The organism is Streptomyces sp. NRRL F-5123 (genome assembly GCF_000721495.1).
Lineage (GTDB): Bacteria > Actinomycetota > Actinomycetes > Streptomycetales > Streptomycetaceae > Actinacidiphila.
The window spans coordinates 1-19,318 of sequence record NZ_JOHY01000048.1; the positions used below are offsets into that span (position 1 = coordinate 1).

Consider the following 19,318-nt stretch of genomic DNA (forward strand, 5'->3'; position numbering starts at 1 on the left):
GGCTAGGAGGGAGGGGATGCGGGGGTGGGTGTGGTCGGGTCTGGGGTGATCGGGGGGCGGTGGGGACGGATCGGTTTCGGACAGTTCCGATCGTGTCGGCCGATCCGTGGTGCGTCAACTCCGCGACTGCGCTAGCCTCTGGACTCAGACACCACCCCCGGAGCACTCCCGCCCGGGGCCACGCATCGTCTCGGGATGAGGGAGCGTTACAACCATGGTGGCGGTAGTCGAGACCGAATCCGAGAACACCGAATGGGAAATGGACCCGCTCCCGCATCAGATCGAGGCATCCGATGCGGCGGTGCGGAAACTCGAATTACTGCCAGGTCAGGAAATGCCTGCGCAGGGTTTGCGGACGCAGGTCATTGCGGCGACCGGTTCGGGCAAAACTTTCATGGGTGTTTTGACCGCCCGGAAACTCCGGGCGGGCCGGGTGCTCGTATTGGTGCCCACGCTCGACCTGCTGGCGCAGATGGCGGCCGCGTGGCGGGCCGGCGGGCGTACGGGGCCCTTCTACGGGGTGTGCTCGCTTCGGGCTGAGGAGGCGCCGGCGGGGGTGGCGTGCACGACGGATGTGGATGAGCTGGTGGCGTGGACGCGTGGCTTGGAGCAGGTGACGGTCTTCGCCACCTACGCGTCGGTGGGGATGGGCACACTCCAACGGGCCCATGAGTCCGGCCTCGCGCCGTGGTCGCTGGTGGTCGTCGACGAGGCGCACCGGACCAGCGGACGCGGGGCGAAGCCGTGGGCTGCGATCCACGACAACGTGAGGATCCCGGCCGACCGGCGGTTGTACATGACTGCGACGCCGCGGGTGTGGGAGGCGCCGGAGGCCGATGAGGGCAGCGGTAGTGCTCCGGTGCTGGTGGCGAGCATGGAAGACGACGTGAACGGCTTGTTCGGCGAGGTCGCCTACAAGTTGACGCTGTCGACCGCTCGCAATCTTGGGCTGGTCGCGGCGTATCAGGTGGTGTGCGTCGACGTCACCGATCCGGAGCTCCAGGCGGCAGCGCTGCTCGGGATCAACAACAGGTCGGACAACGTGCGTGGTTCCCGGCTCGCGGCGTTGCAGACCGCCGCGGTGAAGTGCGCAGCCGAGCGGGGGCTTCGGCGCATGCTGACGTTCCACTACCGGACCAGCGAGGCCGAAGCGATGGCAGCCGGGGTGCCGGCGGTGGCCCGCCGCCTGTGGGAGGACGACCCGGAGACCTACCCCGAGCCGGAGCGGGTGTGGGCGGACTGGCTTTGCGGGGAGCACAAGCCGAAGCACCGCCGGGCGACGCTGGCCACGTTCGCCGACCCGGTCGGGGAGCGGCACGACGGGGACCTGGTGCCGATGCGTCTGCGGCTGCTCAGCTCCGTTCGCGTGCTCGGGGAAGGCGTGGACACGCCAGGTTGTGACTCTGTGTACTTCGGGGACGTGCGCGGTTCCGCGGTCGACATCCTCCAGATCGTCGGCCGTGCGCTTCGCATGCGACCCGGAGAAGGCAAGGTGGCGAGCTTGATTGTGCCGGTTTTCCTGGGCAAGGATGAGGACCCAAACGCCATGCTCACGTCCAAGGGGTACAACGCTCTGGCCAAGGTTTTGGCTGCGCTGCGTAGTCACGACTCGGAGACCATCGAGCAACTGGCCGAGCAGCAGGCCACCAGCCGGAACCGGAAGGCCGCGGCGGCCGAGCGCGATGCTGCCGGGCGGGGTGAGGAGCACGGCACCTCCGCCCCCGCGCAGAGCCTGCTGCAGTTCTCCACGCCTCGCGATCCCGCCATCCTGGCGCAGTTCATGAAGCTCCGGATTCTCCGTCCGGAAAACACGTACTGGCGTCAGGGAATCCAGGCCGCGACCCGGTATGTGAAAGAGAACGGGGATATGAGAGTCCCGTATTCGTTCGTCACGCCGGAGGATTGGCAGCCCGCTGACTTTCCACTGGGAACGTGGATTGCGGACCAGCGGCGGTTTTTCAATGCAGGTGAGATGAAGCCCGTGCGCGCCAAGGAACTCGAAGAACTAGGGATGATTTGGTCGCACTGGGACGTCGCGTTCCAGGAGGGGCTGTCAGCAGCGCAGGGGTGGGCGGCCGAACACGGGCACTTCCTCCCGCCCACCACGGCCACCTGGAACGGACACCCTGTAGGGGTATGGGCCAAGAACTTGAGGACGGCCGGTCGGAAGCTCATGGAGATCGAGGCGCGGCGCGAGGCCGGCCAGCCGGTCGGCTCCACCGTCGGCGCGCTCACCGAAGAGCGTCGCGACGCGCTCGACAACATCGACCCCTCCTGGTGCCCCGCCTGGCCCGTCGCCTGGCAACGCGCCTACATGTTGTGCCGTACCCTCATCACCGTCGGCGCCCCGCTCCCCACCGCTCCGGGGCAGACCACGCTGCAGGGAGAGGACCTGGGGGCGTGGGTGCAGGCGCAGCGGTACGGCTGGGACCAGCTGCTGCCCGCGCAGGCCTGGATGCTCGAGCACATGCTTGGCCTCCGCCCGGCAGAACCTGACGAGCGGCCCCCGGCGCCCCGTACGCAGGCCGACAAGTGGGCGGTGAACATTCGGGCCGCCAGGGAGTTCCACGCCCGCGAGGGCAGCCTGCAGACGGTTCCTCGCAAGGCCGTCGTCCAGCTCACCGAGCCGGACGGGTCACAGACCGCCGTGAAGCTGGGGCTGTTCGTGGACAACTGCAGGCGGCGAGCCGACAAGCTGAGCGCGGAGCGGCGCGCGGAACTCGACGCACTCGGCATGCGCTGGTAGCCGGCAGCGCGCACAAGGGCCGGGCCCTGACTCCCCCGAAGAGTCCGGCCCGGCCCTTGTGCGCCGCCCTGTGCGCCGTCGAGACGTGCTCCAGCACCACGGCACCGGTTGCTCAGCGGCACTGTCGCGGCGGTGACACATCCGGCTGTCGCCACTGTCGCCAGAGTGAGATGCGTGGGCCTGGGGTTCACCGCCTGTCGGTGGCTTTGGGCTTATCCCATAGACCGGCAAGTTTCTTCATCTTCCTCTTCCGCTTCCTGAACCACTCCGTCTGTGCCTGCTGCTCATCCAGCTGCTGCCGCTCGGCTGCCTCGCGGCGCTGTTTCTCGGCTTCGGCAACCTCCGCCGCACGCTGACGCTGTTTGCGGCGCTGGTGGTACTCGGCTGCGGTGTGGGTGTCGGTGAGCGCCTTCAGCAGCGGTTCGGGTTCACCGCCACGGTGCTGTGCGACGCGGAACCATACCGGTCCCATCGGGCCGTGCTGCTGCAGGCGGTCCAGGGTCGTCATCACCAGCGGGACCTTGGCGGTGAAGTCGAGGTAGAAGTCGCCGTCGCCCGCGTCGGTCGCCCCGTAGCTGTAGTCGGCGTGTTCGGTCCCGGCCCAGAACTCGCGGGACAGCTCGCCGACCGTAAGCATCCGGTTGGTGAGCGCGGTGGGGCCGGCCCCGGTGAGCACGATCGCCAGCGGCGGCCACCCGGGCAGGCCGGTGCGCGGGTAGAGCGTCTCCCAGAACGGCACCGTGTTCAGGTCGCCGATCGTGCCGCGGCCGGTACTCGGCATCCCCGGGGGCCGCACCCGGCGGGCGTAGAAGTCGGCGTAGGCGCCGACCTTGTCCGCCAGGACGTGCGCGGGCTCGGTTGCCCGGTCGACCTCCACCATCAGCAGCGGCACACCGGCGGTCTTGTCCTGGAACACCGCGTCGGCGCGGACGTTGCGCTTGCCCGAGCTGGAGAGCGGGTGCGGCACTTCGGTGCGCCAGGCCTCGAGGCCGCCGATCCCGGCCGGGGAGCCCGGTGCCCTGCCGCCGCGGATGAAGGCCACGATCGTGGCGTTGACCGCCATCGCGTGCGGAGCGCCCCCGGTGCCCGCGCCGCGGGCGTAGCCGCCCATCAGATCAGGGTCACGGTTCAGGGCCTTCGTGGCAGCGTCCAGGCCGAACGGGGTCAGGCCCCACAGCTTCTGCGACGGCTCACCGCGCCGGTCCGGCGCACCGAACTTCCCCGCAGGCCCGGCGGTGCTGCCCTCCGAGATCACCTTCTTCTCCGCCTGCAGCACCAGCAGCGCGTTGCGGATCGCCTTGTTGTCGGACAGGTGCGGGCGGACCAGCTGCATGATCTGCGTCGCGGTCGCCACCTTCAGCACCCCCAGCACGCGCAGCACGTCATGCCGGTCGCTCACACTCGACCGCGGCCGCCGCGCCTGCTTCCCCGCCTTCGGCCCGGTCACCGAGCCTGCCCCGTTCGCCACCTGACGCCTCCCCGCCAACGCTCACTCCGTGGAGGCCTTCCATCGTCGCCTGTGCCGCTGACAGCCCGGCCCGGCTCTCTTCCCCGGCCGACGCGACCAGCGGCGGCCAGCCGCCCGGCCAGGGCCCGCCGGAGGCCAGATCCGCCCATGACCCCTCGCCCTGCCGCCCGCCTACGCCGCACCGTCCCCTTCCCCCAGGTACGGCCAAGGAGGGTGGAGGGCAGAGGGGTTGTCGGCATCCGTAGTGATGTCTGGACAAGGGGCCTGACCAGGGACGACGCTCCAGTCAGGCGCGAGGGGGTCGGGTGCAGTCCCGGGTGCCGTCTCGGGTGCGCCCTCGGGGAACCAGCGGCAGCCGGCCCCGTACGGCCACCCCGGGGACCGGTCCACCGCGCACACGAACCCCGCCGGCGACCACCAGCCGGTGACCGCCATGCCGTTCGGACCGGCGGCCGTGCACTTTGCCCGACGCGCTGACCTGCCCGAACACCGCTTCCCGCCGCGTCCATGTACTTTGCCGCGCCGCAGCAGTGCACTCGCGTGCCGCTCCGGGGGTCCCTCCAGGGTGCACCCCGCGCCAGCCCCGCGGGCGCGGTCCTCTTCCGCCCGCCCGATTCTGCGCCTGTCACCACGACCCTCCCTCCGCCCGCCGGCGCCCACCGCCGACGATCCGGTCGCAGCCTGCACACGCACCCCTTGTCCGCGGTCTGTTCCTGCCGGGCAGCCACCGCTGTCCAGGAGAAACGCGGGGGCCAGCCGACCGCGCCGCGGCGTGGTCAAGGGGTCGGACAAGGGGGTCGTGCCGTGAAGGCCTCGCGGCGCAGCCCCCGTCCGGAAGTCACACCAGCCACACCCGCCTCAAGTTTGTTCACTGTCGCCAGGAAGCACCGCCTGTTGTCACGGGCGGCCTATAGGCAGGGGGCAGCAACCGGCCCCCGCTACCCGACCGAAGGAGACGGCCATGAGGCGCAGCCCCCGGACCAGCCACCGCATCGACCACCTGGCGCGGCTGGTGGAGAACCTGCTCGACGGCCTGGCCGCACACGGCCGCCCCGCGCCGACCGCACCTCAGATCCGCGCGGCCCTGCAACAGCTCCATCGCGGCCGCCGCTCCCGTCGGCGGCCGCGCGCTCGCCGGTAGCCGGCGGAACGCCTCACGCTCCATCGCGCCGCGATTGCCCCGTTCCCCACCCATACCCGCCGTTCCCCACCGTTCCAGACCGATCCGCGCAGCCCAAGGGCGTGCGGGTGAGCAGCCGGGGTGGTTGCTCACCCGCACGCCCGGGTCGCCGCTTTCCACCGTCCCACGGCTGTGACCTGCGGTAGTGATGTCCGTGGAACGCGCGGCGGGTCCGGGGGAACGCACCGTTCCACCGTGGAATCGAACGGGGAATCGAACTAGGTTGGAGGGGTGAGCGACGACCAGGACCAGGAGCACGGCGTGGGGCAGCCGGCTGCGCTGCCGCAGGCCGACGGCCCGCTGGTCGACGTGACCCTCCCGGACGGGCAGCACCTGTTCGCCGTGGTGAAGTCCCGGATCAGGGAGCCGGACGGCTGGTGGTACGCCCTGCAGATCCACCTGCCCAGCCAGGGAAGCGACCGCGGCCGGCTCCTGGTCCTGCCCGCGCCGGTCGACTTCCGCGCCCCGGCATCCCTGTGCCAGCCGATCGACGGCCAGCCCTACGACCAGGTCCCGACCGAGCGGCCCGGAGTCACCCCGGCCTGGAAGGTCGAAGAGAAGGTGTACCTCACCGGCGACGTCGGCCCGGCCCGCATCGTGCACCGCGGCGACTGCCGCGCCGCCCGCGACCTCACCCGGCCCGCCAGCACCGAGCAGGCCCGCGCCGTCCTCGAGCGCGACGACGCCGCACCATGCCCGCTGTGCCGCCCGGACCGGCCGCTGCGGAGTGCGGCGTAGGCACGGCTCCTACGCGCTCAGCCGGATTGGAGGACCTCGTTGCGCAGCGCGCGCAGCAGGGTCAGGGCGTCGGATTCGTCGGCGTCGGTGAAGGCGTGGACTCCCATCAGGACCGACATCCCGATGTACTTGGCCGTGGCCAGGTCGGCGCCGGCCGCGGCCGCCTGGTGGCGCCAGGCATCGGCCAGCAGGAAGGTGATGCGGGCCTGCGGATCGCCGTTGAGCTCCCCCAGGCGCTCGCCCATCTCGGTCCCGCCCGTGGCCGCGGTGATCCCGAACGCGGCGAGAAGGATCCGCTCCAGCGTGTGCTTGCCGTAGGCGGCCAGCAGCTCCGGCAGCGGGCGCTCCCCCGCCCCGCCCGCCAGCACTACCAGCGCGGCGTCGTCATTGCCCACGACGGCCTCGAGCGCGGCCAGGGCCCGCAGGTGCTCATCGCCGGTCAGCTCGATGTCGTCCATGACGTCGGACCCTACGCACGGCTCGCCGGGCACCACCGTAGAAACTGGTGAAACCCCCCGTCCCGGCCGGATCCGCGATATGCGGTGGCGGCCGCCGGGCGGGGGTGCCGCGCGGACCTGTGTGCGGACCGTGTCCCCCGATCGGGTGAGGCGTTAGGAGGGCATGGGGCACAACGCGAGGTGCGGGCGCTGCGGGAACGCGGCCCCGGCCGATCTGAGGAGTCAGGACGCCGCGGACTGGAATGTGCAGTGGCGCCAGGGGCGCCCGGTCGGGGTGATCTGTCCGGGCTGCCAGACGCCGGCCGACTCCGCGGAGGCCGAAGCGAACGCGGCGGAGCTGCGGGTGGCTGCCGAGGAAGGCGGCCGGTTCGTCGCCGACCCGGTGATCTGCGTGACCGGCACCCTCGCCGATCCGGGCGCCGTCCTGTACGGCGAGGACCACCTGCGCCGGGTCCTGACAACCGGCCAGGCCGAGGAACTCGGGCTGATCGAACACCTCCCGCCCGGCACACGCTGCACGCCCGCTGTCGGCGGAGTGCTGATCCACCCGCCACAGCCCACAGCCTGACCTTCGGCGCGGGTCGCCTACCGGCACGGCACCTGGCGTCGGCCTCAGCGGCGCGGCCGGTAGTCGGGTTGCGGCGGCGGGGTCGCGGACTCGCTGCGGTGCTCGCCCGGCTTGGGCTTCGGCGCCTCGCGGGCGAGGTCGCCGATCCGGCGCTGCAGTTCCTCGAGCCACGCCAGCCGCTCCGGGGAGAGCACCAGCTGCTGCTCCTGGTCCTCCTGGCCGTCGTCGTCCGCGTCGGCCGGGTCGGCGAAGGCCAGCTGCTCGTACAGCGCCGCGGCGGTCGCCTGGTCCTGCGGTGACGGCTTGGCCGCGTTTGCGGCGCGGGCGCCTTGGACGTCCCCGACCGGTGCCCTGGAGGCCCGCACAAGGGCCTGGAGGCTGATGCTGGTGGCCACCGCCCGGGCGTGGAGGCTCATCTGCGGCACGGCGTCCTCCGCCAGCTCGAAGCGGTCTCGCCCGGCGGAGAGCAGCGGGTGCCAGCTGGCGGTGTAGACGGTGTGCCCGGGCGGGCGCGGCCGACGGCCCGGCGGCTGGGGCGCGGTGACGTCGACGCAGTGCGCGCCGATCGCCGCGTCCACGATCCGGCTCTCCAGGCCGGGTTCGGCTCGGCGGCCGCGCAGTTCGCGGGCGAGGTGGCGGCGGGCTTCCGCCAGGAGGTGCCGGCGGCGGAAGTGCTCGCGGTGGGTGTAGACGGTCGCGGCGACGTCGACGGCCGCCAGCTCCACGTCGACGCCACCGGGTTCGGTCCCGGCCGGGGTGGGCCAGGCGGCGCGGATCGCGGCCGCGGCGCGGCGGCACAGCTCGAGCAGCCCGTCGACCAGGTCGGCGCCGAATCGACGGATCGCGTCGGCCCGCCAGCGGCGGCGGAGCTCGCTCAGCGGCAGCGGCGTCTTCTTCGCCGGGCGGCTGTCGTCCGCGGCCCGCTTCATCAGCCGGCTGCGCACCCGCGCCGTGGGCGGGTACCCGTGATCGGCGATGTAGTCCGCCTCCGCCTGCTCCAGCAGCACGGCGGTGTCGCGCTGCCGGGTCGCTGTCCAGTCGATCAGCTCCGGCGGAACCCCCGCGATCTCCATCACCGGCCGCAGTCCCGGCGTCGGGGTGCGCGGCTCGGTCGCCAGCCCGAGCCGGTCGCAGACCTCCTCCAGCACCCGCTGGTTGTAGAGGGCGCCGGCCGCGACCACGTGGGCCATCAGGCGGCGTGAGTCGAGATGGCCCCACTTGCCGTCGGCGCGCAGCACCTTCACCGACACCACCAGGTGGTCGTGCAGCAGCGGCATCCGATGCCGGGAGTCCCAGTGCCGGAACCGCGCCACGACCAGGCCGCCCACCGGCCGCTCCCACCGGTTCCCGCCCGCCCCGGAGTACACGATGATCGCTTCGTCCTCCAGCCACGCCAGCACGTCGGTGACCGCGACATCGTGACTGGCGTCGATCACCGCCACGGTCGCGTCGTCCCCCAGCGCCCGCAGAAGCGACACTGACGCCGGCGGCCGCGGCACCAGATCGAACGCCGCGACCGGTCCCCGCTTCATCTTCCGCCGCCGCCCCGACCGCACTTGGCCGTCGTCGTCCGGCACCACCGCTTCCGGCTCCCCCGGCTCCTGGTCGTCGTCGTACGTCGGGCGGACGAACTTCCGTCCCAGCCGCACCGCCGGCACGTCGCCCTCGAGGGCGCCGGGGGTCAGGATCTCCGGGTACGGGTGCAGGCCCTGACCGAACAGCGCCTCCATCTCCGCCTCGGTCACCACCCCGGACAGCCCCAGCAGCGGCGCCCCGCGCCCGGTCCACTCCCCCGCCGGCACCCCGGCCGCTTCCTGGCCGACCGGCAGCGGCACCCCGCGCTCCCGAGCGCCGTCGCCCACCGCCACGCTCTTGAAGTAGTACCGGTACGCCGAACCCGGCCTGACCCGCGCTATCGACATCGTCACCCAGCCACAGCACCGCGCCCTGGCCAGGTAGGACAGCACAGCGGGCACCAGGTCCCGCCAGACGGAAGGAACGGCCCGAGAACTTCTCGGACCGTCCCGTAGGGCGGGACTGCGGCACTGCGTGGGTACGGGGCGGCGCGATGTCCCAAAGCTCCGACGCTCGGGCCGAAGACCGAACGCTCCCCGTTCGACTTCACGTCGATCGATCCGGGACCAATTGGTCCCGGACTGTTGGAAGGCGTATGAGTGTCTCGCCGTGACGCCAGCCGCACGGCTTTCTACTGAAACGGTGTCGGAGCCCGGGCCAGGAGTGCACTCCTGGCCGCACAGGCCCTTGGTTCTGGAGGTGACGTCGCTGGGCCTGCCGCCCACCACCGACAGCCACCTGCACAGACTCCACGGGCCGGCCGGTGACCGGCGGTTTCCCGGTCAGCACGGAGCCCGGCCCGCCCACGTCAGGGTGACGGTCCCGGCCCCGGGCACCGGCAGCGAGTAGACCACCGTCCATGATCACCTTCCTGTGCCTGCGCCGCCGCGGCGCCGCCGCGGCCGCCCTCACCGTCGCCCTGGCCGCCTCCGCGGCCCTCCTCTCCCCCGCCACCGCCACCGCGGCCGGTCCCGGCGCGGCGCGCGCCGCCGGGCAGACCGTCACCCTTCCCGTGCGCGACGCCCTTGCGCAGCTGCCGGTCACCGCGGAGGACCGCACCGGCTACCAGCGCACCGCGTTCAAGCACTGGGTCGATGCCGACAAGGACGGCTGCGACACGAGGAAGGAAGTCCTCAAGGCCGAGGCGATCGTCGCGCCCGTGCAGGGCCCGGGCTGCGTCCTGACCGGTGGCGAGTGGTACAGCCCGTACGACGACACCTACTTCACCGACGCCCGCGCGCTCGACATCGACCACCTGGTGCCGCTCGCCGAGGCCTGGGACAGCGGGGCGTCGGCGTGGACGGCGAAGGAGCGGGAGGCCTACGCCAATGACCTCGGCGATGCCCGCGACCTGATCGCGGTGTCCGCCAAGTCCAACCGGAGCAAAGCCGACCAGGATCCCTCCACCTGGCTGCCGCCCGCCGCCGGCTACCGCTGCACGTACGTCACCGACTGGATCGCGGACAAGATCCGCTGGGGCCTGAGCGTCGACGCTGGCGAGCAGGCCGCGCTCGAGCAGGACCTCGCCGCCTGCCCCGACGCCCCCATCACCGTCACCACCGCCCGCTGACACCCGGGGGTGTGCCCGCAGTTCCGGGCCACCCCCGTCGTGGGGCGGCGGTGCCCACCCGAGTGCGGAGACCGGGTGGGGGTTTCGGTTACAAGGCGCCGGCGAGTTCCTCGAGGCGGTCGGCGAGACCCGGGTCGGGTTGGGGTACGGCGCCGAAGTCGTCGTCGGGGTCGACGGTCAGCTGCTGGACGGCTTCGCGCAGGAGCGGGTCGGGCCGCCGGGTACGGCCGTTGTGGGCGCACAGGGCCAGGATGATGCGGTGGGTGTAGTCGCCGTGCTCGGCGAGTTCGTCCAGTTGTGAGGTCTGCAGGGCCCAGTGCTGGGCGTCGCGGAGTTCGCCGCGGCTGACGTGGGTGAGGTACATGCAGTACGCGGCGGTGGGGTTGCCGCCGCCGGCGGCGAACTGCCACCAGAACTGGGCGCCGTCGCACACGTCAGCCAGGTAGAGCAGGCAGGCGAAGTACAAGGCGCCGTCGGGGTCGATGCGCTGGCGGGAGTTGTCGAGCGCGGCGAGGTAGTCGCCGGCGTGGGTGCCGTTGATGATGTGTGCGCACAGGTCGTAGAGGTCCCTGGCGGCCTGGGTGTGCAGGGTGGGGTGGTGGCTGGCCGGTGCGCGCAGGGTCTTGCGGGTGATGCCGGCGGCGCGGGTGGCGGCGTTGTCGTACATCAGCACGTCGGCGACGTCGCGGGCGATCTGACGGCGGGACGCGGCAAGATCGAAGTCGGGAAAGGCGTCAGGGATCACGGCGTCGTCCAGGACACGGTCGATGGGGCGCTGGTTGGGCACGGTTTACTCCTTGTCCTGGTCGTGGACGGCAGTCCAGGGCAGACCGAGCTTGCGGGCTATGCGTCGGCGAGCAAGGTGGCGGTGGGAGCGGACGGTGTCCTTGGTGACGCCCATGATGTCGGCGACGCGGGCGCTGGGGTAGCCCAGGACGTACAGCAGGACGACGGCGTCGAACTGCCGCTCGGGCAGTTCGGCTATCGCGGTGTACAGCCCCAGCGACGTCTCCATCACCTCGAACTTGCAGCGCACGCTTTCCAAGATGGAGCGGGCGGTGCGCTGGAACGCGGCGGTCTCCACGATCTGGGCTGGCAGGCCGATCATGCGCAGGTGGTTGTCGACGCGGCTTTTCAGCAGGGCCCAGGCGTAGGCCTCTGTGCCGTCCTCGAACTGCAGGGCGTGGGCCCAGTTCAGCGTCAGGTGCGAAAAGCAGCGCCGGACGATGGCGAGGGAGGCTTCCTTGTCGCCGGTCATGAGGAAGGCGTAGTTCAGGTAGGCCTTCACGTACAGGTCGTGGAAGGCCTCCAGGGCCGGTGGCAGCGGATAGTCCACTTCGGCCAGGTGCTCGCCGTAGTCGTCTGGGACAGGGGCGTCGGGGTTCGGGGCGCTCACCTCACGCCTCCTCTTCGCGTCCGGCCGGCACCAGCGGCTCGCGAGAGTGGCGGCGGGAGCGGAGGGGTTCCTCCAGCAGGGCAGCGGCTCCCACCCGCACGCCCGTGCGGAGCAGCGCCCGGGTCAGGGCCCGGGCATCGGGGATGAAGACGCGCGCCACGGTGGCAAGCACCAGCAGAGCGGATGGATCGCTGAGCTTCACGACTCTTCCTTCTTCTCCAACCGGCGGCGCCCGCCCCCCGTGTGGCGTGGCTCCGATGGACCCGTGCGGTCCATAGCGACAGCAAACCGGGCCAGGGCGGTCAAACGTGGAATGCACCCCGAAGAAAGATACGGAAAGCGATCCTCCGGTCACGAAGAATGATCTTCCCCGACGGCACCCCGACAGCTTTTTGTGATCATATGAATACTCTCCGCACCAAAGCCTGACCAGCGGCTTCCCAAGACGACCCCCCCCACTCCCGGCGCCCCCCTGCCCCTGAATCCCCCATCGACAACCGGACCCGAAGCGGGCGCAGTGTGACAGGCATCACCATGAAGCCGCATCGAAACCGCGCCAGCCAGGCCGCACCCGAACCGTTGCGAAAGGGTTCCGCGCACTCGAACGGTCCGGGACCAATTGGTCCCGGACCGTTCGAGTGCGCGTGAATACCGCCTGGGTGAGCGCCGCCAGCCGCAGGAGCGCTACTCGGGCTTCGGGAGTCGCATGGCAACGGCTCGGTCGATCTGCTGGAGGACCGCGCCGATGTTCTTGATGAGGGGGATCGCGACGTCCGGCTGGGCCTCTACAGCGCGGCGCGCCGTCGCCTTGTTGACCGTCTTGGCTGCCGCCTGGAGGGAGCTGAGGGTCGCCTGGAGGCGTTCAATGTCCCTGCTCGTGAGGGCGTCGGCCTTGGTATTGCTGGGCTCTGGGCTCGACTCCCCAATTGGGGAGTCCTTTCCAATGGAGCTGATGTCGGGTACGTCGCCGTTCTCGCTGTCGGCTTCCTGGGGCGCGGTCGCGTCCAGGATGGCGCGGACGCGGCGGCCTATGTCTGCGGCCTTGACGTCTGGAGAGAGGGGGCCGAGCGCATCGACCACGGTTTCGACGAGCTTCCCGGTGACGCGCTCAGTGCAGCGGGCGATGGTGTCGTAGACGGTGATGGCGATCTTGTCGTTGGTCTGGCGGCGCACCTCGGTCAGCTTGCGCACCTGGCCTTCCAGGGGCTTGTGGCCGAGGTTGGCGAGGGCTTCCCCGACACGCCATTCGTCCATGAGCCGGTAGAGCTGGGTTTCGGAGATCTCCCAGGTGTCCCAGACCCATTCCGCGAAGTTGGGGTTCTCGCCCCGGTGGAGCTCCGCAGTGCGAAGGGTCTCCAGGGACTTGCCCGCGATCCAGAAGGCGTTGCGGAGGTTGTCCACGCCGGCCTTGCAGGCGGCGAGGTCTTGCTGCTCCTGGTCGCTGAGTTCTCCGTCGCCGTGAGGCTCGTAGGGCGCGGGGATCGAGGCGAGGGTCGTCCCGGGGAGCGCCTGGACCACGACGCTCGTGGCGGCCTGCGCGGGCAGGCCGCCGAAGAGGCCGCCGGCGGGGGCTTGCTGCGAGTTGTCACTGAACAGGCCCATCAGGCGGCCCTCCTGCAGAATTCGGTGATCTCCTGGTTCAGCTCCCGCATCTCCTTGGCGAGCGGGACGATGCTGTCCGGGACGATGTCGGCGTCCGTTGCACGGCCGGCCTTCACGTCCGCAGGGGTCGCGGACTGCGGGAGGAGCTCCGCGTACTCGCTGAACAGCAGGCCCTTCTTGCGGGCGTTGCGCGCGGGGACCTCTCGGTAGCCGACGATCGTGTCCAGTATCGGCGTGCTGTCGCCGAGGGTCTGCCGGACGTCGCGGCGGACCGAGGCGTGCATCAGGGTTGCCGAGCGGTTCGACCCGTAGAGGAACGCGCCGGCCATCTGGAGATGCGGGTTCACCTGCTGCTTGACCGCCATGAAGTTCCGGCTGATGCGCTCCATACCGTTTATCGACGACACGTCCGAGCGTGTCGGCACGATCAGCGTCCGGGCGCTGGCGAGCACCAGTTGTTCCAGGGAATCGCTCTCGGGGGCGCTGTCGAACACGATGCGGTCGTAGAGCGGCGCGATCGGTGCGAGGGCCCGCGCGAGGCTCAGCACGACGGCGGGGCCTTCCTGCATCATCCTCAGCATCAGGAGGTTCGCGAGCTCGGCGACTTTGGGGCCGCCGGGGAGGACGTCCAGGTTCGGGCGGACTTCACGGATCGGCTGGAGCGGGGTGCGGTCGTGGATCGCCCGGTACAGGCCCTCGCCGTCGATGGTGGGCGCGCCGGGCGGGTGGGTGCCGCGGCCGTGCCGCTTGATGCCGAGGTCGTCGTCGTCCTGTCCGGTCACGCAGACGAGCAGGGTGCGGTGGCCGTCCGCGGCGGACTGGCCGGCGAGGTGCGCGGCGACGGTGCTCTTGCCGACGCCGCCCTTGCCCGTACCGACGACGGTGCTGTCCTCGGGCGGCTCGATCTCCTGGGGTGTGCTCTGGCTCAGCACCGGGTGCCCCTCCTTCTTGCTCTGGGCCGCCCGGTGGGCGGCACAGGCATCTTGGCACACCCTGGTTTCCTTGCCAGGACTGGCTTGCGGGCATCACTCCCCAATTGGGGAGTCGAAGCTGCGCCCCGGTTGACGGGGAACGCAAAAAGGCCCCGGCCCGCAGCGAGTTGCTGCGGGCCGGGGCGTCGGCTCTGCGGGTCAGATGTCGCCGTAGGCGCGGCGTTGGTGGGTGTCGATGAGCGTGGTGGCGGTGTCGGGGTAGACGGCGGTGCCGAGCAGGTCACCGGTCTCGGTCCAGACGGTGTCGGCGCACAGGTCGGGGTCGGACCAGACGATGTAGGGGCCGTGCCGCTCGAGGCGGCCGACGTCGGACAGGGTGTCTCGGTCGACCGGGGCTGCTGGGGCGGCCCCGGCGGTGGAGTCGTCGGCCTGGTCGTCCAGGGCGTGGTCGTCCGCGAGGTCCAAGGGCGGAGTGCCCAGCAGTTCGAGGGTGAGGACCTGGAGCCACATCGGGTGCCCGCTGATGCGGGGCAGCCCGAGGTGTCCGGTGACGCGGACGTGATCGCCCGGGCGCAACTCGTGCAGGACGGCGGTGGTCAGTTCGGGAGCGGCGACGCTGCAGGGCAGCACCATCTCGTCAACGAGTTCGTCAGTGGGGGAGACGATGAGGCGGAAGCGGGCGCGGGTGCCGGTCTCGTCGTCGGCGGCGACCTCTTCGTCCAGGTAGCCGTCCAGAACTATCCCGTCGGTCGTCATCGCTCAGCCCGCCTTCGCCAGCGTGGCCGGCTGTTGGTGGGCGGCGTCGTAGGCGGCGACGATCGAGGCCTTGATGACGCCGGCGACGCCGACCTGGTGGCCGTTCTCGCGGGCCCAGGAGCGGATCGCGGCGAGGTCTTTGCGGGAGCGCTTGGCGGGCTCGTGGCGAAGCGGGGTGGGCGCCCCGATCGTCCCGGCAGCGTGGGGGATGCCGACCTTGAGCTGACGCAGGCGGTCCTCTTCGGCCTGCAGTTCGGCCCGCAGCTTGGCGATGCGGGCTTCCACTTCGGTGGCGGCCTGCTCGTTGACGCGGCGCTGGTTGAGGTCGGCGAGGTCCTGCCGGATCCGTCCGGCCGTGGCACGGACGCTGGCGAGCGGGTGCTGTTGTGCCCAAAGCAGCAGCACGTCGACGTCGGCGACGTCCGGCGCGGTGGCGGCCGGGATGGAGGTACTGCCAGCGGGCTCGGCGGGTGCTTCCGCTTCCCCGGCCGGGGAGGCGGTCTCACCGACTGCGGTGTCGGTGTGGGCAGTGAGAAGGTCCTCGACTTCCTGCTGGGACATCCCGGTCGCCTCGGTGATGGCAGGGATGTCGTCGCCGGCCTTGTGCATCGAGATCGCCATCGCCTCGAAGGCGTTGAGGCCGGTGGCTGGGGTGGCGGGGGTCTGATCGGGCATCGCAGGCTCGTCTCCTGTCGGTTCGGGTTCGGCCGGGGAGTCGTTGGTCGGGTCGGGGATGAGGGGGAGCAGCGTGGTGATGGTGTCGACGTCGTCGGGCAGGGCGAGGGCGGCCAGGAGCTCCGCCAGGTCGGCCTTGTCGCGGGCGTGGCGGGCGGTCATGCGGGCCGCGGCGTGTTTCTCGGTGGCCGCGGAAACGGTCAAGGGGATGGACTCTGCTGCTGCGTGAATGTCGAAGTTGTCGTACATCTCGCCTCCTACGCGCCCGGTTTGCTGCGGGCGCGGGGCGGGTCGGACACGAATCGGGCCTCGCCGGGGTTGCGGGCATTCCAGCGTTCGGCGCAGACCTTGTGGACGTCTTCACCGGAGTGGGACTGCAGGAAGGTCGGGCGGCCGCAGAGCACGCAGCGGCCGCCACCGGTGAAGTGGCGGCCGTCGTGCCAGTCCAGGAGCATCGGCTGCTGGCCCGGCCGGGGGCTCACGCGGCGGTCCTCACTCCGATCGACCGGGCGAGGGCTCGGCGGTTGGCGGTGGCGCGCTCGGGTGTGATCGGCGCGGTCCTGGGCTGGTAGGGCTCGGGGCGGGTGGGGATGAGCTCGGCGGTCAGGCGCTCCACGACGGCCGCCGTGGCAGTGTCCGGCCCGCGGGGCTCGGGCCGGGTGGGGATGAGTTCCGCGGCCAAGCGCTCCATGGCGGCCGCGCTGGGCATCGTCGTGGTGGCCGCCGCAGGCGCCGGCGACGGGCTCGGGGATATCGGGGAGTTGCCGGGCGGGGTGGTCCGGGGTGCCCGGCCGGCGCTGCGGCCGCGTTCGGCGCGGCGGCGGTCCGCGGCAGCGACCTTGGCGACCCAGTCCGGTCCGAGCCGCTCCACCTGGCGGCGGCGCAGCGTGCTGCGCTCGCGCTTGGTGGTGGCCGCCCACACTCCGACCGTGGTGAGTTTGGGGTTGGCCAGCGCCCACTTCAGGCAGCCGGTGACGATCGGGCACAGGGCGCAGTCCTCACGGGCCAGCCGCACGTCCCGGGCGACGTCAGCGGCGGCGCTGCCCCCGCTGCTGCTGTCGTGCGAGAAGCGGGCGGGGTTGGTCTGACAGGCGGTCGGCTGCTCGGTGCGGGGGAACGGGATCCCGGGTGCGGACTCGGTGATGCGGGGCGCGGTCCGGGCGTCGTCGTCGGCGGCGGTCACGAGGTCACCTGCGTGGGCCTGCGCAGCCGCGCGAGCAGCTGCAGCGCGCCAACGGGCGAGGTGTACTCGGTGACGGCAGGCCGCTGGCAGACCCAGCAGGCGTTGCCCGGGCCGGCCCAGGTGACGGCGCAGTGCCCGCAGGCGTAGTGCCGGGCGCCGGGGCGGCGGCGGCCCACGGCGCGAATCTTCGCGGCGGCCCGCCGGTCCGGGGCGGGGAGTACGGAGCGGCTCACGGCGTGGCCTCCACGGTGAGGGTCGGAAGCTGGTGCAGGACCTGGTCCCAAAGGTCGGTGGACGGCGTCCAGGGGCCGAGTGCGCCGCGGCAGGGCAGCGGTTCGGGGAGCGGGCGGACGTCGTGGAGTACGAGGTGGTGGAGGCCGGGCTGGGCCCACGGGCTGCACGGTCCGTCGTCGGGGTGGCAGTCGGTCAGGCGGGCGACGGCGACGGCCTTGCCAGGCTGGAGTTCGCGGCCGCGGACGGCGGCGGCGACGTGCGGGTCGGCCAGCGCGGGGACGTCGATGGTGGCGGAGGTGTGGATCAGCAGCAGTCCGCGCCACTTCCATGTCCGGCGCCGGTTCTCGATGTTCTTGCCGCCGTGGGTGATGGCGGCGGCCCACGGGTCCTTGACGGTGATGGCCCGGACGTCGACGGGGGTCGGCCGGGTCATGCCGCCTGCCTGCTGGTGTGGGTGCCGGGGCGGCCGGCGCGGCGGCCGTTGACGGTCGGGGCGTTGCGGTGCTCGGGGCCGGCCAGGACGGTGCGGCCGGTGTGCTTGCCCGCGTACATCGCCGTGTCGGCGGCGCGCAGCAGGTCCGACAGGTCGCGGGTGCCGACCAGGTCGGGGGCGGCGGCGCCGACCGACACGGCCGGGGTGAGGAGCACGTCGTCCTCGAGCGGCACGGGGGCGGCGAGCATCTTGTCGAGCTGGTCGATGCGGGCGTGGCGGCGGCCGGATCCGATGTAGGCAGCGACGCCGAACTCGTCACCACCAAGGCGGCCGACGACACCGCGGGGCCCGGCCCACCGGGTGAGCCGGTCGGCGACCGCGACCAGGAGCTGGTCGCCTGCGGCGTGCCCGTGGGTGTCGTTGACGGCCTTGAAGTGGTCGACGTCGGCCAGCAGGACCAGGACGTCGTTGCCGTAGGCGCGGATCAGCCGGTCGGCGCGCAGGGTGAAGTCGCTGCGGCCGAGGGACTCGGTGAGCGGGTCGCGGCGGGCGGCGGCGAAGCGGCGGTGCCAGATGACGGAGTGGACGGTCCATCCGGCCAGCGGGACGGCGGCTGCGGTGACGGCGGCGGCCGCGGCCGGGATGTGGGCCATGCGGCCCGTGACGTGCACGGTGGAGGCCATACTGAGGCTCCCTCTCGTGTCGGTGATGCGGGGTGGGTGCCCGGGGCGGCCGGTGAGGTTGACGGCCATGGCGGCTGCCCCGGGGTGCAGATCTGCAGGCGGTCAGGAGCCGGCCGGGATCGGGTGCTCGGTGAGCCGCGGGGCGTCGGTGGTCTTGACCCACTCGCCGTCGGTGATGAGCCGGCCGCTGGAGCCGAAGCCGCGGCTGGGGGCGCTGGCGTCGCCGTGGAACAGGTGGAGGACCGGGACGCCGCCGGACCAGTGGTCGTAGTGCTGCCAGGTGAAGGACGGGCGGGCCGGGTCGTAGAACTTGCCTGCGGGGACGTACGCCGCGGTGAGGTCGAAGACCTGGCTGGTGTCGGGATGGGTCCACTGGGTGCGGCCGATCTCGGTCTCCGGGACCGGGTGGCCGTCGGCGTCGATACGGCGGTCCATCCACGAGACGGTGACCAGGCAGCCGGGGTGGTCCCAGGTGTTCGGGTAGGGCTGGACGGGGGTGTCGTAGCCGATGTGGACGTTGAGGTCGGTCAGCGCCTGGCGGCCGCGCAGCTCACCGCGGACCAGCCGGGCGCGTCCGGCCTCGAGGGGCTCGGTGTACCGGTCGCTGACCTTGCCGGTGCCGGTGCCGTTGACGAGCCAGCCGCGCACGGAGGCGTAGACGCGGCCGTCGGCGTCGGGGGCGTTCTCGGTGAACTCCCAGTCGGCGAGCACCAGGTCCACATCGCCGGCGAAGCGCAGGATTCCGTGGTCGGTGTCGGCGATGTGGTGGTCGGGGGTGTTCCAGTCCTGCATGACGAAGTCCTTTCGTCGCGGGCCGGGCTGTCCGGTCCTCTGCACCGCCCCGGCCGTGTGGACCGGGGCGGCACAGGGGGCGGGCAGTCAGGAGGTGGCGGCGGCGAGGATCTCGGCGTGGTCGAGCGCCAGTTGCGGCAGGCTGGACATGGGCCACCACCGTGCGGCGGTGGCGTCGTCCCCGGCCGCCGGCTCCACCAGGTCGGGCAGGGGCGCCAGGCTCGTGCGGCCAGCTCCCACCGGGTCGTGTCCGAGCAGGAGGCGGCGTCTGCTGATAGACGGCACGGCGGTGGTGACGCGCGGGACGGAGTCCATACTGGCGATCTCCC

At 71.8% G+C, this 19,318-nt stretch carries 22 protein-coding genes; 5 read left to right on the top strand and 17 right to left on the bottom strand.

The genetic code is table 11. The annotated features are described in order from the left end of the window. Positions 1-214 precede the first annotated feature (214 nt). A complete protein-coding gene (locus IH54_RS0129260; protein ID WP_234344011.1) occupies positions 215-2,746 on the top strand; it encodes a DEAD/DEAH box helicase in 2,532 nt (843 codons plus the stop codon). Positions 2,747-2,933: 187 nt separating this feature from the next. On the opposite strand, the gene IH54_RS0129265 is transcribed toward IH54_RS0129260, so the two are convergent. Further along, positions 2,934-4,214: a replication-relaxation family protein gene (locus tag IH54_RS0129265; RefSeq protein WP_159012140.1), complete on the bottom strand. Its 1,281-nt coding sequence runs from the start codon at positions 4,212-4,214 to the stop codon at positions 2,934-2,936. Positions 4,215-5,175: 961 nt separating this feature from the next. Here IH54_RS0129265 and IH54_RS0129270 point away from each other — a divergent pair. Continuing rightward, the gene (locus IH54_RS0129270) at positions 5,176-5,355 is read left to right on the top strand and encodes a hypothetical protein (RefSeq protein WP_031522559.1); all 180 of its coding nucleotides are present in this window, start codon (positions 5,176-5,178) and stop codon (positions 5,353-5,355) included. A 270-nt stretch (positions 5,356-5,625) separates the two neighbouring features. Then, positions 5,626-6,132 carry a DUF6233 domain-containing protein gene (locus tag IH54_RS0129275; RefSeq protein ID WP_052397994.1) on the top strand — a complete coding sequence of 169 codons (507 nt, stop codon included), beginning with the start codon at positions 5,626-5,628 and terminating at the stop codon, positions 6,130-6,132. Between the two features lie 17 nt (positions 6,133-6,149). Here IH54_RS0129275 and IH54_RS0129280 read toward each other — a convergent pair whose 3' ends face one another. Then, positions 6,150-6,590 (bottom strand): hypothetical protein, encoded by a 441-nt coding sequence (locus IH54_RS0129280; protein WP_031522563.1) that lies wholly within the window; start codon positions 6,588-6,590, stop codon positions 6,150-6,152. A 343-nt stretch (positions 6,591-6,933) separates the two neighbouring features. Between IH54_RS0129280 and IH54_RS45795 the strand changes: the two genes are divergently transcribed. After that, complete coding sequence (locus IH54_RS45795) at positions 6,934-7,158, top strand: hypothetical protein (RefSeq protein WP_159012143.1); 225 nt, start codon at positions 6,934-6,936, stop codon at positions 7,156-7,158. A gap of 44 nt (positions 7,159-7,202) precedes the next feature. On the opposite strand, the gene mobF is transcribed toward IH54_RS45795, so the two are convergent. Next, positions 7,203-9,080 carry a MobF family relaxase gene (gene mobF, locus IH54_RS0129290; protein ID WP_107060295.1) on the bottom strand — a complete coding sequence of 626 codons (1,878 nt, stop codon included), beginning with the start codon at positions 9,078-9,080 and terminating at the stop codon, positions 7,203-7,205. 512 nt (positions 9,081-9,592) lie between these two features. On the opposite strand from mobF, the gene IH54_RS0129295 reads away from it, so the two are divergent. Beyond that, the gene (locus tag IH54_RS0129295; protein WP_078862619.1) at positions 9,593-10,303 is read left to right on the top strand and encodes an HNH endonuclease family protein; all 711 of its coding nucleotides are present in this window, start codon (positions 9,593-9,595) and stop codon (positions 10,301-10,303) included. A gap of 88 nt (positions 10,304-10,391) precedes the next feature. On the opposite strand, the gene IH54_RS0129300 is transcribed toward IH54_RS0129295, so the two are convergent. The 14 genes from IH54_RS0129300 to IH54_RS47980 form a co-directional block, all read right to left on the bottom strand. Beyond that, positions 10,392-11,090: a hypothetical protein gene (locus tag IH54_RS0129300; RefSeq protein WP_052397997.1), complete on the bottom strand. Its 699-nt coding sequence runs from the start codon at positions 11,088-11,090 to the stop codon at positions 10,392-10,394. Positions 11,091-11,093: 3 nt separating this feature from the next. Further along, positions 11,094-11,699, bottom strand: a complete 606-nt coding sequence (locus IH54_RS0129305) for an RNA polymerase sigma factor (protein WP_052397998.1) — start codon at positions 11,697-11,699, stop codon at positions 11,094-11,096. A gap of 1 nt (position 11,700) precedes the next feature. Beyond that, on the bottom strand, positions 11,701-11,901 hold the full coding sequence (locus tag IH54_RS0129310; RefSeq protein ID WP_031522575.1) for a hypothetical protein: 201 nt from the start codon (positions 11,899-11,901) through the stop codon (positions 11,701-11,703). 482 nt (positions 11,902-12,383) lie between these two features. Next, complete coding sequence (locus IH54_RS0129315) at positions 12,384-13,301, bottom strand: hypothetical protein (RefSeq protein WP_031522577.1); 918 nt, start codon at positions 13,299-13,301, stop codon at positions 12,384-12,386. Next, positions 13,301-14,233 carry a ParA family protein gene (locus IH54_RS0129320; protein ID WP_052397999.1) on the bottom strand — a complete coding sequence of 311 codons (933 nt, stop codon included), beginning with the start codon at positions 14,231-14,233 and terminating at the stop codon, positions 13,301-13,303. The genes IH54_RS0129315 and IH54_RS0129320 overlap by 1 nt, the downstream gene beginning before the upstream one ends. Positions 14,234-14,431: 198 nt before the next feature. Then, positions 14,432-14,989, bottom strand: a complete 558-nt coding sequence (locus IH54_RS0129325; protein ID WP_031522582.1) for a hypothetical protein — start codon at positions 14,987-14,989, stop codon at positions 14,432-14,434. A 3-nt stretch (positions 14,990-14,992) separates the two neighbouring features. After that, positions 14,993-15,913: an Lsr2 dimerization domain-containing protein gene (locus IH54_RS47185; RefSeq protein WP_031522584.1), complete on the bottom strand. Its 921-nt coding sequence runs from the start codon at positions 15,911-15,913 to the stop codon at positions 14,993-14,995. Between the two features lie 8 nt (positions 15,914-15,921). Further along, entirely contained in the window at positions 15,922-16,146 is a 225-nt protein-coding gene (locus IH54_RS0129335; protein ID WP_324607829.1) for a hypothetical protein, read from the bottom strand. Then, positions 16,143-16,847, bottom strand: a complete 705-nt coding sequence (locus tag IH54_RS41990) for a WhiB family transcriptional regulator (protein ID WP_052398000.1) — start codon at positions 16,845-16,847, stop codon at positions 16,143-16,145. The genes IH54_RS0129335 and IH54_RS41990 overlap by 4 nt, the downstream gene beginning before the upstream one ends. After that, on the bottom strand, positions 16,844-17,080 hold the full coding sequence (locus IH54_RS0129345; protein WP_031522592.1) for a hypothetical protein: 237 nt from the start codon (positions 17,078-17,080) through the stop codon (positions 16,844-16,846). The genes IH54_RS41990 and IH54_RS0129345 overlap by 4 nt, the downstream gene beginning before the upstream one ends. Beyond that, entirely contained in the window at positions 17,077-17,514 is a 438-nt protein-coding gene (locus IH54_RS0129350) for a hypothetical protein (protein WP_031522594.1), read from the bottom strand. Before IH54_RS0129350 ends, IH54_RS0129345 begins: the two co-directional genes overlap by 4 nt. After that, entirely contained in the window at positions 17,511-18,197 is a 687-nt protein-coding gene (locus tag IH54_RS0129355) for a GGDEF domain-containing protein (RefSeq protein ID WP_031522597.1), read from the bottom strand. The genes IH54_RS0129350 and IH54_RS0129355 overlap by 4 nt, the downstream gene beginning before the upstream one ends. Positions 18,198-18,299: 102 nt before the next feature. Continuing rightward, positions 18,300-18,989: a hypothetical protein gene (locus IH54_RS0129360; RefSeq protein WP_031522599.1), complete on the bottom strand. Its 690-nt coding sequence runs from the start codon at positions 18,987-18,989 to the stop codon at positions 18,300-18,302. A gap of 87 nt (positions 18,990-19,076) precedes the next feature. After that, positions 19,077-19,304: a hypothetical protein gene (locus IH54_RS47980; protein WP_031522602.1), complete on the bottom strand. Its 228-nt coding sequence runs from the start codon at positions 19,302-19,304 to the stop codon at positions 19,077-19,079. Positions 19,305-19,318 lie beyond the last annotated feature (14 nt).

Coding starts and splice junctions, on each gene's coding strand:
- IH54_RS0129350 (WP_031522594.1), bottom strand. CDS start 17,514: ATGACCCGGCCGACCCCCGTCGACGTCCGGGCCATCACCGTCAAGGAC.
- IH54_RS0129295 (WP_078862619.1), top strand. CDS start 9,593: ATGATCACCTTCCTGTGCCTGCGCCGCCGCGGCGCCGCCGCGGCCGCC.
- IH54_RS47185 (WP_031522584.1), bottom strand. CDS start 15,913: ATGTACGACAACTTCGACATTCACGCAGCAGCAGAGTCCATCCCCTTG.
- IH54_RS0129280 (WP_031522563.1), bottom strand. CDS start 6,590: ATGGACGACATCGAGCTGACCGGCGATGAGCACCTGCGGGCCCTGGCC.
- IH54_RS0129315 (WP_031522577.1), bottom strand. CDS start 13,301: ATGGGCCTGTTCAGTGACAACTCGCAGCAAGCCCCCGCCGGCGGCCTC.
- IH54_RS0129325 (WP_031522582.1), bottom strand. CDS start 14,989: ATGACGACCGACGGGATAGTTCTGGACGGCTACCTGGACGAAGAGGTC.
- mobF (WP_107060295.1), bottom strand. CDS start 9,080: ATGTCGATAGCGCGGGTCAGGCCGGGTTCGGCGTACCGGTACTACTTC.
- IH54_RS0129360 (WP_031522599.1), bottom strand. CDS start 18,989: ATGCAGGACTGGAACACCCCCGACCACCACATCGCCGACACCGACCAC.
- IH54_RS0129270 (WP_031522559.1), top strand. CDS start 5,176: ATGAGGCGCAGCCCCCGGACCAGCCACCGCATCGACCACCTGGCGCGG.
- IH54_RS0129355 (WP_031522597.1), bottom strand. CDS start 18,197: ATGGCCTCCACCGTGCACGTCACGGGCCGCATGGCCCACATCCCGGCC.
- IH54_RS0129260 (WP_234344011.1), top strand. CDS start 215: ATGGTGGCGGTAGTCGAGACCGAATCCGAGAACACCGAATGGGAAATG.
- IH54_RS47980 (WP_031522602.1), bottom strand. CDS start 19,304: ATGGACTCCGTCCCGCGCGTCACCACCGCCGTGCCGTCTATCAGCAGA.